Source organism: Paenibacillus sp. AR247 (assembly GCF_002968895.1).
Classification (GTDB): Bacteria; Bacillota; Bacilli; order Paenibacillales; family Paenibacillaceae; genus Paenibacillus_AQ; species Paenibacillus_AQ favisporus.
This window is the reverse complement of the sequence record NZ_PCZT01000009.1, coordinates 162,728-177,976: the sequence shown is the minus strand read 5'-3', so window position 1 is coordinate 177,976 and position 15,249 is coordinate 162,728. Positions and strand designations below refer to the sequence as shown.

The following is a 15,249-nucleotide window of genomic DNA, read 5'->3' as shown; positions in this document are numbered from 1 at the left end:
GAGCCCACATCCAGCCGATTCGAAACATACATCGGACAATCCACCAGCTGAAGGATAGTCCAATATCATACCTGCTTCTCACTCGCGCACGCGATCAGGCAGATGTTATTACTCTACACGGCCTTTCCCCACTTCCATCCTCACTTGAACGTGAGCAGTCGCCTGCCACCTCCTTTCATTGAAACTGAATCAGTTACATTGAGGAGCAAAAAAGAGCGGGTTAGTCTATCGGCCTGACGGATTTCTCACCCGGAGTCTCCAGAGGCCGGAATCTCGGATCCAGCAGCTGCTGGCCGCTAATCTGGCCCACTCCGGCAAGCGGTTCTCGAAGAATGCCTGCCGTTGCGGCGGCATCACCGCTTCCCGTGCTCCAGCGACGAGGCGACCAGATCACTGATCGATTCCTGTGCCAGCCGGCGCTTCAATGCTTCCTCGCTGTCCTCGTAAACCGTTTGCAGAGCCGGCTGAATGCCATGGCCGATGATACAGCTCGGGTTCGGCTGGCTGTGATGCAGCTCGAATAGTGGCGTCTGCACAACGGCTTCGTACACATCCAGCAGGCTGATCTCCTCCGGAAGGCGCGCCAGCTTCCATCCGGCCCCTGTCCCTCCGTGCTGCACCAGAACCAGGCCTGCTTTCGCGAGCTGGCCGAGAATCCGTCTCAGAAAAACCGCGCTTGTTCCTACGCTGTTCGCAATCCGGTCGGAAGGGAAAAACTCGTCCTTCTCCGACCAATAAGCCAGCCAAGTCAATATATGAAGCGCAACGGTGTAGCGGCTTACGATAGCCATTTTCGGCATCCCCTTTCAATAAAACCATTATAGTTTCATTGAACCCCTCCCGTCAACGGCTCCCTTTCTCTTCCCAGCATCTATACGGTGTACTTTGTAATGGATTGGCTTCTCACTTCATGTCCTGCCAGCTTTTGAAATCGTGGATGGCGAAGCCGGCATAGCTTGCATAATGAGCCAATTGATTATGGGCGGACTGCAGCTCTTTATCCATCATATCGCTGCTCATGGAATAGAATGAGACCCGCGGACCCTCATTGCTTTTGACCGTTTCGACAGCAATAACAATCTTCTTGTTCAGCGTGGAAGCTTCCCTCAGCATGGCCTGCGCATTTTCCACAATGCCATTACCGCCTAACGCATGATTCCGATAATTCATGATGACAAGGGAATCGAACTTCTCCAGCATCCATGCGCTCATGCTGTAATCCTTTCCGGGTAATTTAATCGTATTCAGCCAATACGGAACGTCGATCGCAATGTTCAAGCCGCTTCCTTTGCTTTCTTTCTCAATCAGTCTCAAATTGTCCATCCAGCTTTCAAGAATGGTCTTATTGTCCGTGGTCCATTCGCTAAGACCATAGGGTTCAATATCGAAATGCAATCCCGTGAAGCCTGCTTCCGGGCCAACAGAGGAATTATAGGCTTTCACCCACGCTATAAATTTTTGAATATCCCCCTGAGCAGACTTTTTGGCCCATTCCGGACGGCCCTCAAGTGCCTCCACTTGAATTCCTTCCTGCTTCGCTTTCCGGATGAAGCCTTCATATATTGCCGGATCTAGATCTCTGTCGATTTGAAGGTAAATGGATGTTACACCTTTTACTTTTGCGAAATTTATGATTTGATCTTGATCCTGTTGGATGATGTGACTGTCCCATATCCATGTTCCTTTCGGAACCCGGGCCACCGAAGACATGATGCTCACCAGATTGCTCGAAGGCTGCCAATCCACGTTGGAGTGCAGAGCTTCACTAATAAAGCGCAGCGGAACCATCGTGCGGCCATTTTTAAGCACCGCCGACCCTTCAAAGTCCACCCTTTTCCCATTCACCAGTGCATAATTATGGCCAATCACCAAAATAATGATGTCATGGTTAAGCGAGATCGTGATTTGTTTTAATCTTCCGTTCCATTTCGTTGTCGCTCCGAGTTTGTCGGAAACAAAAGCAAGCGGAACCATCGTCAGGCTGGATTTTTGATCGACATAGGGGTGTCCATCTGGGAATTGTACTTCACGCCCGTCCACGGATACACGGACTTCAGAAGCGTAAATCGCGGGGGTAAATGCACCTAAGCTCAGCATGATCGCCAACGTGCACACTAGCCATTTTCTCATGTGTGACTTCCTTATCTTATTAAATTTGTTCTTAACCGCACTGTGCACACTTGGACGTCGCACAATGAAATTATACGGTATGTAATAATTGGTAACAAGCTCAACCGGCAAATTACGCTGAACACACAGGAGCCGCTCTACTAGAAGCTATCTCGGCAGGCTTATATTCCCCTATGCATATCCCTGTTGTTCCTTACCTCCGTTAGGCTTGATGTTATTCCCTTCCTTGAATAACAACCCTTTACTCCAATAACAAAAGGACCGCCAAAATAATCAGCAGTCCTTCTATTGATATGAAAGCAATGATCATCCCATAATTTCCTTACAGAATTTTGATCAGGTTTACTAGGTTTTAGTTCCAACCGAGCGCCCTTTTTCCGGCTTCGATAGCTGTGACGATTCGCTCTACATCATAAACATTGCCTTTCCATGTGCCTCCGCTGACGGCTTGCAGAGCAGCCCATAGCTTCGTATCGTCCGGGAGGTCATCATCGGGACGCATTCCTGGGTGGAATGGCCTCTGGGCCAATAACCGGGCCCCCTCATCCGGCGTTACCTCCAGGTCCCCTTCTCCGATAAAATCAACCCGCCCTTCCAGCCGGTTACGGTCAACGACAATTTCAATCAAATCGCCGTCCTTGAGCTTGCCGATCGGTCCGCCTGCCAGCGCTTCAGGGCCGACATGACCGATGCACGCGCCGGTTGAAACGCCGGAAAAACGGGCATCGGTGATAAGCGACACATATTTGCCGAAGGACAGGTGCTTAAGCGCGGACGTGAGCTGATACGTCTCCTCCATGCCCGTTCCGGACGGTCCCCTGCCAATGAGAACCATGATATCACCTGCCTGAATACCCCCGTTCTTAATCGCACGGATCGCGTCGCGTTCGGTTGTAAACACCTTGGCCCTGCCTTTATGATGATATATGCCTTCCTCATTCAGGACGGAAGGGTCAATCGATGTGGATTTGATCACAGAGCCTTCCGGAGCGATATTCCCGGTTGGAAACGTGACGGTGGAAGTGATGCCAAGGAGCCGCGATTGTTCCGGGCTCATAATGACACTGTCCGGATCGATTCCGTCCTTTTCCTTAAGCTGCTTACGCAGCCGATGACGACGCTCCGACGATTCCCACCAATCAAGAACTTCTCCCAGTGTAGAGCCCGTTACCGTAAGCACCGATTCATCTAACACACCGAGACGTCTGAGGTGCAGCATCACTTCAGGCACGCCTCCGGCCAGAAATACCCGAATGGTCGGGTGAAAAACCGGGCCGTTCGGTAGTACGCTGACGATGCGCGGTACATCCCGGTTGACGTGGATCCAATCCTGCACCGCCGGCACCTGTAATCCAGCTGCGTGGGCGATCGCAGGGATGTGGAGCAGCAGATTCGTCGAGCCTCCGAAAGCAGCATGAACGACCATGGCATTTCGTACCGCCGCATCTGTGAGGATGTCGCCCATCCGCAGTCCTTGAGACTCCATCGCCATCAGCGCACGGGAGGATTGACGGGCCATTTCCTCCCAGATGGGCTGGCCCGAAGGCGCGAGCGCGGCATGAGGAACCGTCATGCCAAGCGCCTCGGCGACAACTTGGGCCGTTGCCGCCGTACCGAGAAACTGGCATCCCCACCAGGCGTCGCGCATGGCGAATCCCTCCCTGCGTGCTCAGAATCAGAAACTGCTTTCCGTTCAGTTCTCCCGGCTTCCAGCCCATCCCGACGTTTTGGGACATGCCAAACAGGTCTCCGCTTGGGGCATTTCTCAGCAGATCATCTGTTAATGGCAGCCTTCCCTGCACCCCGGGGGCATGCGTTGTAATGTCGCCGCTTGCCAGGTCATCCTTCCCCATGATCGACTTGATCGAATTGTGCATGGCACCCTCCCCAAGATTATGGCTTCACGAAAACCGTTTTGATGGAAGTGAAAAATTCGATGGCCGCCTGCCCCTGTTCCCTGGAGTGCGAGCTCGACATTTTCATCCCGCCGAACGGGGCCTGCAGCTCAACGCCCGCTGTTTCCGCGTTCACCCGAACCAGCCCGGCATCCATGTCCTGAATAAAGGACAGCATGGCGCCGATATTTTGCGTATAGATGGAGGCACTCAAGCCATAATCGCTATCGTTGGCCGTTGCTATCGCTTCTTCAAGGCTGTCCACGGCAATCAGGGCAAGCACCGGACCGAAAATTTCCTCCCTTGCAATGGACATTTGAGGAGTCACCCCATCGAATACGGTCGGCTGGACATAGAACCCGTCCGCAAGTGCCGGGCCGCTCGCCCTTGCCCCTCCGGTCAGCAATACGGCTCCTTCATCCAGCCCTTTTTGGATGTAGTGCAGCACAGTTTCCAGCTGCCTTTCATTAGCGCAGGGCCCCATCCAGGTCTCGGGTAACATGCCGTCACCAAGCCGAATGCCCTCGATTTGGGACAGCAGCTTCGCTTTAAAGGCTTCATACACTTCGCGCACAACGATCACCCGGCTGGTCGCTGTGCACTTTTGGCCGGTGGATTTCAAGCCGCCGCTGATCGTCGCTTCGACCGCCAAATCCAGGTTCGCATCCTCGGCGACAATAATCGGGTTTTTGCCGCCCATCTCGAGCTGGTACTTGGCTCCTCGGGCCAGTGCGGCCGCGCCGACGCGCTTCCCGACTTCGTTGGAGCCCGTGAAAGTGATTCCGCCCACGTCCGGATGCTCTACAAGCGCCGAACCGACCACCGAACCGCTGCCGCATACAAGATTGAAGACACCCGCCGGAATTCCCGCCTCCTCAAAGCATTCAGCCAATTTGGCAGCGGTCACCGCCGTTTCCTGGGCCGGTTTCAACACAACGGTGTTGCCGTATATCAGAGCCGGCGCAGTCTTCCAGAGGGGGATGGCTACGGGGAAATTCCACGGGGCGATCACACCGACAACCCCCAGCGGCACCCGGGTCGTGAACATCAGCGCCTCGCTGTCCGTCGAAGGTATCACGTCACCGGACTTGCGCATCCCCTCACCGGCGTAGTACCGCAAGATAGCGACCCCGCGCATCGTCTCCCCCTTGGCTTCCGCCAGCGTCTTGCCCATTTCTCTTGTCATTGCCTCGGCGACATCATCAGCCCGCCGTTCCAATACACTTGCCGCACGAAACAGGATGTTGCCGCGTTCCGATCCGGGCAGGCTGCGCCAAGCCCGCCGGGCTGCTGTGGCTGCTGCGACGGCACGGTTCACATCCTCTTTTGTGGAAACCGGTACATAACCGACCACTTCATGGCGATTGGCGGGGTTGATGCTGGGCTCCGTTTGTCCGGTGGAAGCCGCCGTCCATTCACCATTGATGAAATTGCGATAAATCTGTTCTCCCTGGAATGCTGTCATGACAATCTCCTCCCCAAATCCCTAGTTTGATATAACGTGGTTCACCAACGTCCCGATCCCGCTAATCGAAATTTCGATGCGGTCGCCGGGAGCAAGCGTGAAGTCGGCCGGCGGCACAATAGCTGTGCCTGTCAACAGAACGGTACCGTCAAACAAATCGTTGTCCGCCGCCAGGAAGCGGACCAGCTCATCGAGCTTGCGGTTTAACTGACTTGTGCTTGCCTCACTTTCCACCACAACGAGGCCTTCGCGGTAAATCTGACAGACGATTTTGAAATCATAGGGGTCTTCCACGGTATCCGCGAGCCGGATCGCGGGCCCGATCGAGCAGGACTTCCGCCATATTTTAGCTTGCGGCAGATAAAGCGGGTTCTCCCCCTCCGATATCGCGGCAGCTCATATCATTGCCAGCCGTGTATCCCACGATGGTCCCGTCGCCGGCAAGCACCAAGCCAAGCTCCGGCTCGGGGATTTGCCATACCGAATCGCTGCGCAGCGTTACATCCTGATTCGGTCCGACCGTGCGTGCCGCCGTGGATTTCAAAAATATTTCAGGTCTCACGGCGTCATAGACCTTATCGTAGAACGTCTCCGCATCCATTCTTCCGCCAGTGGCTTCATAATTCCTCGCCTCCCGGCTGCGCTGATAGGTGACGCCGGCTGCCCAGACCTCCGGCGCATCTACTGGAGTGAGCAGCTGCAATGACGGCCATGCGGCAGTCAGCTCATTTTGCGGTGTAATAGCGCTTTCAACAATTCGGACAGGTGAAACGCCCTTCTCCCTGGCCTCATTAATCAACGATATCAAATCAGAGTGAGGCAATGGATAAGCCTTCTCATCATCCGTAACCGCTGCGAGTCTCGTCTGCCGTCCGTCCAAATATCGAATAATTCGCATTCAATATTGCCCCCAATTTCTCCCTATAAGGGTTGATAATACTACCATATCATCGCCTATGACCCTTGACGATACGCTAATCTTCACTTCGATTTACCCTTTTCACGCATTTCTTTTCCGGAAGGATCAAGCTATAATCGTAACAAACTGATAACTTGTACCATACAGAGGAGGGTATTGCCATGACCGAGCTTCCCGGGGTCTATGTTGGCCGTCTTCCCGATGTACGCATGTCATTTCAGCTGTTGGGCCTGCATGCGCGAAAAGTGGATTCCCGCTGGACCTATCCTTCCCACGAGCATCCCATGTACGAGATCCACTGGGTCGTGGAGGGAGAAATGGACATGGTGATTAATGGGCGAAAATACCGGCAGTCCCGGGGGGACCTGCTGTTCATCCATCCGGGCATGACGCATTCCTGCACCCGTGCCGGATCCCAGGGTTTCACCTACTTTTCCGTTCACTTCAGCGTGGACGATACATCTTTCTGCAAGGAGCTCAACCGCTGCAAGGAATTTTATTATCCGTCAGACTCGCCGTTGGTCCAAGGGCTGTCTCCGTCTCTATCGACGCTGTATCGTCTTGCGGCAGAGCACCTGCGCAGCCCCGCTCCCAACATCCAAACAGATGAAGGTCCATGCAGCTGTCTTCGAGCTGCTTGGATCCCTGGTTGGCCAACTGTCAGAGACTGCAACCGTCGCCCGTTCCAAAAAGGAATCACTTGCCCAGCAGATCGCCGAGCAAATAGAAGATTCCGTAAAATACATTCTCCTTCATGGAGAGATTCGGGAAAACGAACGAACCTGGATTCAGGACATTGCCAAGTCGGTTCATATGAGTCCTTCGCAAGTGAACCGCATCTTTAAGCAGATCTACGGGAAAGCCCCGCGTAAGTTTATGTCCGAAACGCTGCTGAACGAAGCACAGCGCTTGCTGCTGCAAACCGATTTGGGGATCGACCACATCGCCATGATTCTCGGATATAAAACCAATTCGCATTTCAGCCGCCAGTTCAAGCGGTGGACGGGGATGGCTCCAAGCGAGTACCGAAATCAAGTCCAGCAGCAGCCCTTAGCTTATGAGCCGGATCAGTAACTCATTTAACGATATCCTTTAATCGGCTACCTCTATGATCCGGTCATAAGTTTTTAAACAGTCACAAGCAATTAAGGTGTTATTTCATTACTCATTCGTTTGGTGAACGTGTAGGAACGGCCTGCTTCCCCCTCAAACGAAACGGGATCAAGACCAGGTGCTTCCAGACGGCATGGACCAGAAACCGCGCAGGTTACGACTGCTTCAGTAACGTGGCCCTTCGTCCAGGTGAAATTCAGGGTGAAGCCGCCCCGAGCCCGCAGCCCTCTTACTTCCCCATCGCTCCAGCTGTCAGGCAATGCGGGCAGCAGCCGGATCAAACCAGAGTGGCTCTGCAGCAGCATCTCAGCAATGCCCGCCGTGCCGCCGAAATTGCCATCGATCTGGAACGGCGGATGGTTGTCGAACAGGTTCGGCAGCGTAGAATGATGGAGCATCGCTCTTACATTTTCATAGGCCTTGTCCGCATCGTGCAGCCGGGCCCAGAAATTGATAATCCACGCCCGGCTCCAGCCGGTGTGTCCACCGCCGTTAGCCAGCCTGCGTTCCAGCGTCGTCCGGGCCGCTGCTGCCAGCTCCGGCGTGGAATCCACGTTAATGCCTTCGCCCGGGTAAAGCCCGAATAGATGGGAGATATGGCGGTGTCCCGGTTCCACCTCCTCGTAATCCTCCATCCACTCCTGAATTTGTCCATGTTTGCCGATTTGCGGTTTGGGCAGCCGCTTCAAGGCGGCAGCGAGCTCCTCTCGGAACGCCTCATCTCTCTCAAGGATTTCCCCGCTGCGGATGCAAGCATCAAACAGCGCTTCGATCATCTGAAAATCCATGGTGGCCCCGGCGCAGAGAACTCCTGTTTCGCCATTGGGCAGCCTGTAGCTGTTCTCAGGGGAGACAGACGGACAAGTCATCAAGCGTCCCTCGTTGTCCTCGACTAAATAATCGAGCAGGAACAAAGCTGCCTCTTTCATCGTCTCATAGGCACGCGCTAGAAAATAACGATCCTGGCTGAAGCGATAATGCTCCCACAAATGCAGGCACAGCCAGGCGGCGCCCATCGGCCAGAATGATGCCGGAAGATAGGTGTCCTGCGGCGCCGTATCCGCCCAAATGTCCGTATTGTGATGCGCCGTGAATCCCCGGCAGCCATACATGACGCTGGCCGTGACCCGCCCGGGCTCACGCATCCTTTCGAGCAAATCGAACAATGGCTCATGGCATTCGGACAGATTGCAGTTTTCCGCCGGCCAGTAGTTCATCTGCGTGTTAATATTGATCGTGAATTTACTGTCCCAAGGCGGAGTAAAGCTATCGTTCCAGATCCCTTGAAGGTTTGCAGGCAGGGAACCCGGCCGGCTGGAGGAAATAAGCAAGTATCGGCCGAATTGAAAATACGTTTCGATCAGCCCGTTATCCTCTTCGCCCTCTCGGGACCGCTTCAGTCTTTCATCGGTCGGCAGCGCGTTTTTGCCTGGGCTATCCGGCAGCCTCAGGGTAACCCGCCCGAACAATGCAAAGTAATCCTTCACATGTCGGGCAAGCAGATCAGCATAGGAAACCTGGCTCAATTCCTCTAATTGTCGTTTGCAGTAAAGCACCGGATCGGGATGCCGGAAGGTGGTACCCGCGGCAAGCATTAGCGTAACCGCATCCGCATTTTCAACCAATAAATATTCGCCTATGGTCTTGCACACTCCGCCTTCTGGAAGCGCCTTCACGATGGCGCAGAACGAGCTGCCTCCTTTACCGCCGCATTCCCCTTGCATCATAAGTCCCTGCTGGCCCCATTTTTCCGTCTTCTCCATGTATCTCCAGTTTCGGCGGTTAAACCTGGCCTTTAAGGAAAGCGCCCCCTTCTTGTCAGCGGAAATCCGCATCATGATCGCCTGATCCGGGTAACTGGCAAACAGCTCACGGATATACCGGACATCTCCGATCCGGTAGCTGACCCGGGAAACGCCGCGTTCTAAATCCAGCTCCCGTACGTAATCCTCGGCCTTCTCATGACGATCGAACGAAATCAGAAGATCACCGAGCGGCAAGTAGTGTCTCTGCGATTCGGGCAGCCCCGCCATCGTCATCCCAGCAAGTGCCTCCGCCTCCTTCAGGCGTCCCTCCATAATCAGTTTGCGGATTTCCGGCAGATGCGCCAGGGCGTCTTCGTTATTGCGATCACGCGGACCGCCGTACCATACGGAATCTTCGTTCAGCTGCAGTTTCTCCTCGGTTATTCCGCCAAAGATCATGGCGCCGAGCCTGCCGTTCCCAATCGGCAGTGCCTCGTTCCACTCTACGGCAGGCTTGAGGTACCATAATCGCTGCTTCTTTTCCACGGTCTCAGTGAGATTCGTATTCGTCATGCTTTTCCTCCAATCCGCCTCACAGGCGAAAAAATGGTGTGTTCAATCCAGTTCAATCAACGTTTTAATGACCATGAGTCATCTCCCAGTTTAGCAACTTTCCTTAGAATCCGCCTCTATATTATCCAAATCATTTGTTTCACGGTAGGCACCTGGTGTGATCCCTGTATACTTTTTGAAGACTTTGGTGAAATAATGTTTATTTTCAAACCCCGCCCGCCGACCGACCTCGCTTACGGAAAGATGCCGATGCGTCCTCAGCAATTTCTGCGCTTCCTTGATCCGAAATGCGTTCAAATAATTGACAAATGTGTCTCCTGTCACCTTCTTGAACAGGCTGCTGATGTAATTCGGATGAAGGTTCATCAAATCGGCAAGGTGATCCAAGGAAAGATCGTTCATAAAATTCGTTTGCGTATAAGCAAGAATGCGTTTCGTGTGCCGTTCACAGTCGGAATCGGCTTCGGAAGGCAGCTCTTCATCGATAAGTGCTAGCAGCTTAGCAATTTCGTCTTTGTCCAGCGGTTTAAGTAAATAATCCACGACGCCGCTGCGCAGTGCTCTTCTTACGTATTCAAATTCGTCATAGCCAGTCAGAATAATAAACCGCTTACACAGTCCGTTCCCTTTCGCCTCCTCCATCAACTCGAACCCGTTTTTTTCCGGCATATGAAGATCCGTCACCGTGACATCCGGCATAAAACCCTTCATGACTTCAAGAGCCTCAAAAGCGTTGCCTGCCTCACGCACCTCAGTACCGAGCGGAGCCGCGTCCTTGATGACCTTGACTAATCCCTCAAGAATAATCGGCTCATCATCTACAATCAATAGTTTCATCGTTAACCGCCGCCCCTTTCGTTATGATGATTGTGAGACATGTTCCTACTCCTTGCTCACTATCAAGAACCAGCCGTGAAGCACCGCCGAAAAAGGATTTCACCCGTTCGCTGACGTTAATCAGGCCAACACCACCGCCCTCGGTCTCTCTGCTGGAATAGTTGTCACTATCCCCCATGAGCAGTGAACGGAGCCTGGACAGCTTGTCCTCCGGCATGCCTGCCCCACTGTCAGATATGGAGATCCGAACCTCGTCAGCCGTTTCATACGCACGCAGCCTGATATGGACGGGCCGAAGTGTTGCTGCAGCTCCGTGGACGATGCTGTTCTCGATCAAGGGCTGGAGCATGAACCGGGGACAATCGATCTGATCTGCATCCACATCGATGTCCAGCTCGTAGCTCAGTCTGTTTCGGAGCCGCATCTTGTGAATCTTAAGATAGAAGATGACCGTCTCGATTTCCTGGGCGAGAACCGTATGATCCTCCTTGGAGGACAAGCTGTAACGCATCAACTTCCCGAACCAGAAGGAAATGTCGGCTACCTCCTTATCGTTATTGGACTCGGCCAGCATTCTGATCGTTTCGAGCGTATTATAAAGAAAATGCGGTTTGATTTGAGCCTGAAGCACTTTATAGGCTGCTTCTTTATTTCGCAGCTCGGCCCGGTGGACATTGTTAATCAATTCGTCCATCCGCTGAATCATCGAATTGTAAGTCATGATCAGAAAGCCAATCTCATCCTGACGGTTCGGACTGTCATGCTTGCTGATGTACGGTCTCATATTGTTGTCGTCCAGGTTACGCATGTGTCTAGCCAGGCGAAGAATGCGCTTGGTGATTGTGGAAGCGAGTACATAATACGCTAGCGACAATGCCGCCAAAAAAACGATGACGGTTGAGATCAGGATCATTTCCTTGCGTTTGATCGTGTGAAACACGACGTCTACCTTCCCAATCACAACAACTCTGACCCCAAGCTCCTCAAAGGAAAGCTGATTCACGATCGTTTTCCGGTTAATGAAATAGGGCTTATTGTCACTTCCGCCGAGCAGTTTGAGCGTCTCCTCATCCATTCCGGAAGCTGTGCCCTCAGCTGCCTCTTCACCAAACGGTAACAGGATCGCTTCCCAGTCACCTTCTATGCCGATAGCCTTGTAAAATTTCTGCATCAGACTGCCGCCAATGCGCAGTTCTAGAAGCCCGACAATTTCGGTAAACTCCGGGTTATAAATGTTCTGATAAAAAGCAAGCCGCGGTTCCTGAGCTTCCGGACCTTGGACAATCCATCCTCCTTGACCGGGTTTTAATGAACTTGCTATCTTCTTGCCCTGTGCATCAAGAGATGACATATCGAGAAACCGGTCGGTAATTCGAAGCGCTTGTTTCTTGGTTTTATAGATTCGAAGCGACTCGATTTCCGGATTGGCAAATAGCGACTGTGTCATGATCGGACTGATATAACGGTTGTAGGCATAAATGCTGTCGGCGTCGGATCCATAAACTCCGCCCAGGTAGTCCGTGACATACGGGTTATATTGCAGCAAGCGATGGACGGATTCGATGCGGGTCAGATCCGCTTTCATATTTGCCTTGGCCTGCTCCAGGATCTTTTGCCGGCTTTCTACGAATTGTTGAGTCAGATTGCCGTATATTTGTACGTAGTAGTAATATCCAAACGTAACGACCGGGATAAAGACAAAGAAAATATATCCGATAACAATTTTGCGCACGATACTCACGGTCTTGAATCCCCCCGCTGCCGGTTTATTTCTACTAAACGTACCATGAGCAAGCAAAATCCGGTAGAGATTTTACGTCCCTACCGGTTTAGTGGCATCGTGTTACTCAAACAAACTTTTCTTCTTCTGGTATGTCTCATTTGCCCAATCTACAAGCTCCTGCAAGCCCATACTCTCGGCGGTCTTCACCATATTTTCGTAATTCGCAACCGCCTCTTCTTCGGATTTCGCCAAATAAATTTTCACCTTCTCATTTTTAATCATCTCGTCGATCTTTGTCTTGAGCGTTCTTTCTTTGGAATCCGGCTGCGTTTGAATAAGACCGATCGCCGGCTTGTAAGTCGTAATAGCCTTAGTCTCCATTAAAGCCTGTGTCTTCTGCGTTCCCGGAACATAGGACAGCATGCCTTCGGTGACCCCATCATTATACAGGTACCACCATTTTATTCCATTACCGTTAACGAAATCGGCATCGGACGGATCGTATTTCAGATTTGGATAACCCGCTTCATTCCATGTCCAATGTTCGCCTTCGACACCAAACATGGTCAGTTTTTTGCCTTCGTCGCTTGCCAGGTACTGAATAAACTTGATGGATGCTTCCGGATCCTTATTTTTCTTCGTGATGAACGTACCGGCAAATCCCAGGCCCGTACTCACGGCTTTGGCATCCTTCGACAAAGCGCTCGGAAGCATTTTCAGCATAAAGGCGCCCCCGTTACTCTTGATTTTATTGTTGTCCGCTTCCGCCGCGGAAACGGTATAACCGTGAGCAAAGGCTTTGCCGCTTGTCACGTATTGATCGTCAATCTGGTCATTCGCAAAAGCAAAATTTTCCGCGAGAATGAATCCATTGCGATATAAGCTGTTCATAAACTTGAAATACTCCAACATCTTCGGCTGTCTGATCGCATAATCGACTTTTCCGTCTCGCTCATACCAGCCGTCGATGAGAGCTTCCGTGCCGAACTGCTGCATAAAGTACTGCTCAATCCAATTCTTATCCAGGACCAGTGGGACCATACCGGGATGCTTCTGCTTGACCATGCCTAAAACCTTTACGAAATCGTCCAGCGATTGGATCGGCGGATTGCCGAGTTCCTTCAGAATATCTTCCCGGACGGCAAGGCCGGGATTGCCGTCGCTGCCAATCGAATATTTACTTTGAGCCATCTCCTCTTGCGTCGCGAAGGAATTTCGCACCGTATAGAAGTTGCCGTCGTCCATCGTATGGATCGCAATTCTCGTTTTGTCGATTTTGAAATCCGGGGCATATTTCTCGATCAGCTCATTCCAGGGATAGGACAGCTTCGAATCCGACAGCCGATCAATGTTAGCATTCGTGAAGACGAGGTCCGGCAAATCTCCGGAGGCAATCATCAGCGGCAGCTGCTTATCGTCCGTTGCGACAGTGACGTTCAGCTTGACACCTGTCTTTTCGGTGATTTTCTCTGCTACCGGGCCTTTCCATTCCTTAACCGGATACCATGGCTCATCGATAAACAGCGACAATTCCTTCACGCCGCCTGATGCTGCCGACGAATTACCGTCCTGCTTCGCTGCCGAGCCCTCGCCGTTACCGTTGCCGCCGCAGGCGGACAGCATTGTAAAGGCAAGCACCGCAGACAGTGCCGCAGCGAGCAGCTTATAGCTCTTGATTGTTTTCAAGTGTACCCCTCCAATGGATATACTGGTATTTTAATGTAAGCGGTTAAATATAGAAACAAAGAATTACCCTTTCACAGATCCTAACATAATTCCGTGCACAAAATATTTTTGCAAAAACGGGTATACGCATATGATCGGCACGATGGAGATGACCATCGCCGTCACCTGCAGCGAGAAACTCGTCACTCCGGCCGAAGCCGAGGCGCTGTTTGCTACAGCGATGGAATCCAGCGGCGTGTTGCTCTTGTTGATCACTTCCATCATCCGGAAGGTAAGCGTCCGCAAGTTTTCCGATTGCACGAAATAGGCGGAGTCCAGCCATGAATTCCATTGGCCAACACCCATAAATAACGCCATCGTGGCGAGTACCGGCGTCGAGACCGGCAGGATGATCCGAAAAAAGATCTTGAGTTCGCCAGCGCCGTCGATATGCGCAGATTCTTTTAGTTCGCCCGGGATTTCGCGGAAGAACGAGATGGCAATGAGCAGGAAAAACGTGTTGAGCATGGACGGCACGATGTACACTGCAAATGAATTAAGCAATCCGATCGAGCGCAGCACAACATAATAAGGAATCAATCCGCCGGAAAAGTACATCGCGAAAATGATGACCGTAAAATACGTTTTGCTGAACAACAAATCACGGTGCGAAAGGGCGTAAGCGACCAGGCTTGTCAGCAGCAGTCCCAATGCCGTACCCGAAATCGTCCGGGCAACCGTGACCAAAAAGGCTCGATACCACTTCGGATCTTCCAGAAAAATTTTGTAATTTTCCAGAGTTACGTTTCGTGGCCACAAATAAATGCCTCCCAGGAGCGTATCGGAGCCTTTATTGAACGAGGCGATGAATACATAATAGAATGGATACAGCATGATGAGCATCAATATAAACAACATGATGTAAATAAAGCTATCAAAAATAACATCCTTCTGTCTTTGGCTCTTAAGCACCACCAGCCCTCCTTTTTAGAATAAGCTTGATCCCGACACCCGCTTGGCGATAAAGTTACTTGAAAAAATCAAAATGACCGAGATAACAGACTGAATGAGATCGATTGCTGCCGCGTAGGAAAATCGCCCGTCACTCAGACCAACCTTGAATGCGTACGTCTGGACAATTTCCGATGTCGGATTGTTGATACTGTTACCGTATAAGTAGGCTT

The 15,249-nt window shown here is 52.0% G+C and carries 9 protein-coding genes and 4 pseudogenes; 2 read left to right on the top strand and 11 right to left on the bottom strand.

The window, feature by feature from the left end:
• Positions 1-353 precede the first annotated feature (353 nt).
• From CPT76_RS08655 to CPT76_RS08635, 5 genes and pseudogenes are all read right to left on the bottom strand, one after another.
• Complete coding sequence (locus CPT76_RS08655) at positions 354-791, bottom strand: Rrf2 family transcriptional regulator (protein WP_105442629.1); 438 nt, start codon at positions 789-791, stop codon at positions 354-356.
• Positions 792-903: 112 nt separating this feature from the next.
• Positions 904-2,130: a copper amine oxidase N-terminal domain-containing protein gene (locus CPT76_RS08650; RefSeq protein ID WP_105442628.1), complete on the bottom strand. Its 1,227-nt coding sequence runs from the start codon at positions 2,128-2,130 to the stop codon at positions 904-906.
• Between the two features lie 352 nt (positions 2,131-2,482).
• Positions 2,483-4,007, bottom strand: a pseudogene (locus CPT76_RS08645) (dihydroxy-acid dehydratase domain-containing protein).
• Between the two features lie 16 nt (positions 4,008-4,023).
• Positions 4,024-5,490 carry an alpha-ketoglutaric semialdehyde dehydrogenase GucD gene (gucD, locus tag CPT76_RS08640; RefSeq protein WP_105442627.1) on the bottom strand — a complete coding sequence of 489 codons (1,467 nt, stop codon included), beginning with the start codon at positions 5,488-5,490 and terminating at the stop codon, positions 4,024-4,026.
• Positions 5,491-5,511: 21 nt separating this feature from the next.
• Positions 5,512-6,388, bottom strand: a pseudogene (locus CPT76_RS08635) (fumarylacetoacetate hydrolase family protein).
• Positions 6,389-6,570: 182 nt separating this feature from the next.
• Here CPT76_RS08635 and CPT76_RS41295 point away from each other — a divergent pair.
• Both CPT76_RS41295 and CPT76_RS39205 read left to right on the top strand, forming a co-directional pair.
• Positions 6,571-6,915: pseudogene (locus tag CPT76_RS41295) on the top strand (AraC family ligand binding domain-containing protein); the annotation flags it as partial.
• A 100-nt stretch (positions 6,916-7,015) separates the two neighbouring features.
• On the top strand, positions 7,016-7,483 hold the full coding sequence (locus CPT76_RS39205) for a helix-turn-helix domain-containing protein (protein WP_258168213.1): 468 nt from the start codon (positions 7,016-7,018) through the stop codon (positions 7,481-7,483).
• A 71-nt stretch (positions 7,484-7,554) separates the two neighbouring features.
• Here the strand turns inward: CPT76_RS39205 and CPT76_RS08625 are convergent, their stop codons facing one another.
• The 6 genes and pseudogenes from CPT76_RS08625 to CPT76_RS38285 all read right to left on the bottom strand — a co-directional run.
• Positions 7,555-9,840 (bottom strand): glycoside hydrolase family 95 protein, encoded by a 2,286-nt coding sequence (locus tag CPT76_RS08625; protein ID WP_105442626.1) that lies wholly within the window; start codon positions 9,838-9,840, stop codon positions 7,555-7,557.
• Between the two features lie 90 nt (positions 9,841-9,930).
• Positions 9,931-10,677 (bottom strand): response regulator transcription factor, encoded by a 747-nt coding sequence (locus tag CPT76_RS08620; protein WP_105442625.1) that lies wholly within the window; start codon positions 10,675-10,677, stop codon positions 9,931-9,933.
• Positions 10,655-12,418, bottom strand: a complete 1,764-nt coding sequence (locus CPT76_RS08615; protein WP_105442624.1) for a sensor histidine kinase — start codon at positions 12,416-12,418, stop codon at positions 10,655-10,657. The genes CPT76_RS08620 and CPT76_RS08615 overlap by 23 nt, the downstream gene beginning before the upstream one ends.
• Before the next feature lie 102 nt (positions 12,419-12,520).
• Positions 12,521-14,086: an extracellular solute-binding protein gene (locus tag CPT76_RS08610; RefSeq protein WP_105442623.1), complete on the bottom strand. Its 1,566-nt coding sequence runs from the start codon at positions 14,084-14,086 to the stop codon at positions 12,521-12,523.
• 63 nt (positions 14,087-14,149) lie between these two features.
• Positions 14,150-15,037: a carbohydrate ABC transporter permease gene (locus tag CPT76_RS08605; protein ID WP_240913115.1), complete on the bottom strand. Its 888-nt coding sequence runs from the start codon at positions 15,035-15,037 to the stop codon at positions 14,150-14,152.
• A 15-nt stretch (positions 15,038-15,052) separates the two neighbouring features.
• Positions 15,053-15,249: pseudogene (locus CPT76_RS38285) on the bottom strand (sugar ABC transporter permease); the annotation flags it as partial.

What these genes read in the sequence shown, in the direction of transcription:
- CPT76_RS08625 (WP_105442626.1), bottom strand. Translation starts at nt 9,840, where the DNA reads ATGACGAATACGAATCTCACTGAGACCGTGGAAAAGAAGCAGCGATTA.
- gucD (WP_105442627.1), bottom strand. Translation starts at nt 5,490, where the DNA reads ATGACAGCATTCCAGGGAGAACAGATTTATCGCAATTTCATCAATGGT.
- CPT76_RS39205 (WP_258168213.1), top strand. Translation starts at nt 7,016, where the DNA reads ATGAAGGTCCATGCAGCTGTCTTCGAGCTGCTTGGATCCCTGGTTGGC.
- CPT76_RS08620 (WP_105442625.1), bottom strand. Translation starts at nt 10,677, where the DNA reads ATGAAACTATTGATTGTAGATGATGAGCCGATTATTCTTGAGGGATTA.
- CPT76_RS08655 (WP_105442629.1), bottom strand. Translation starts at nt 791, where the DNA reads ATGGCTATCGTAAGCCGCTACACCGTTGCGCTTCATATATTGACTTGG.
- CPT76_RS08650 (WP_105442628.1), bottom strand. Translation starts at nt 2,130, where the DNA reads ATGAGAAAATGGCTAGTGTGCACGTTGGCGATCATGCTGAGCTTAGGT.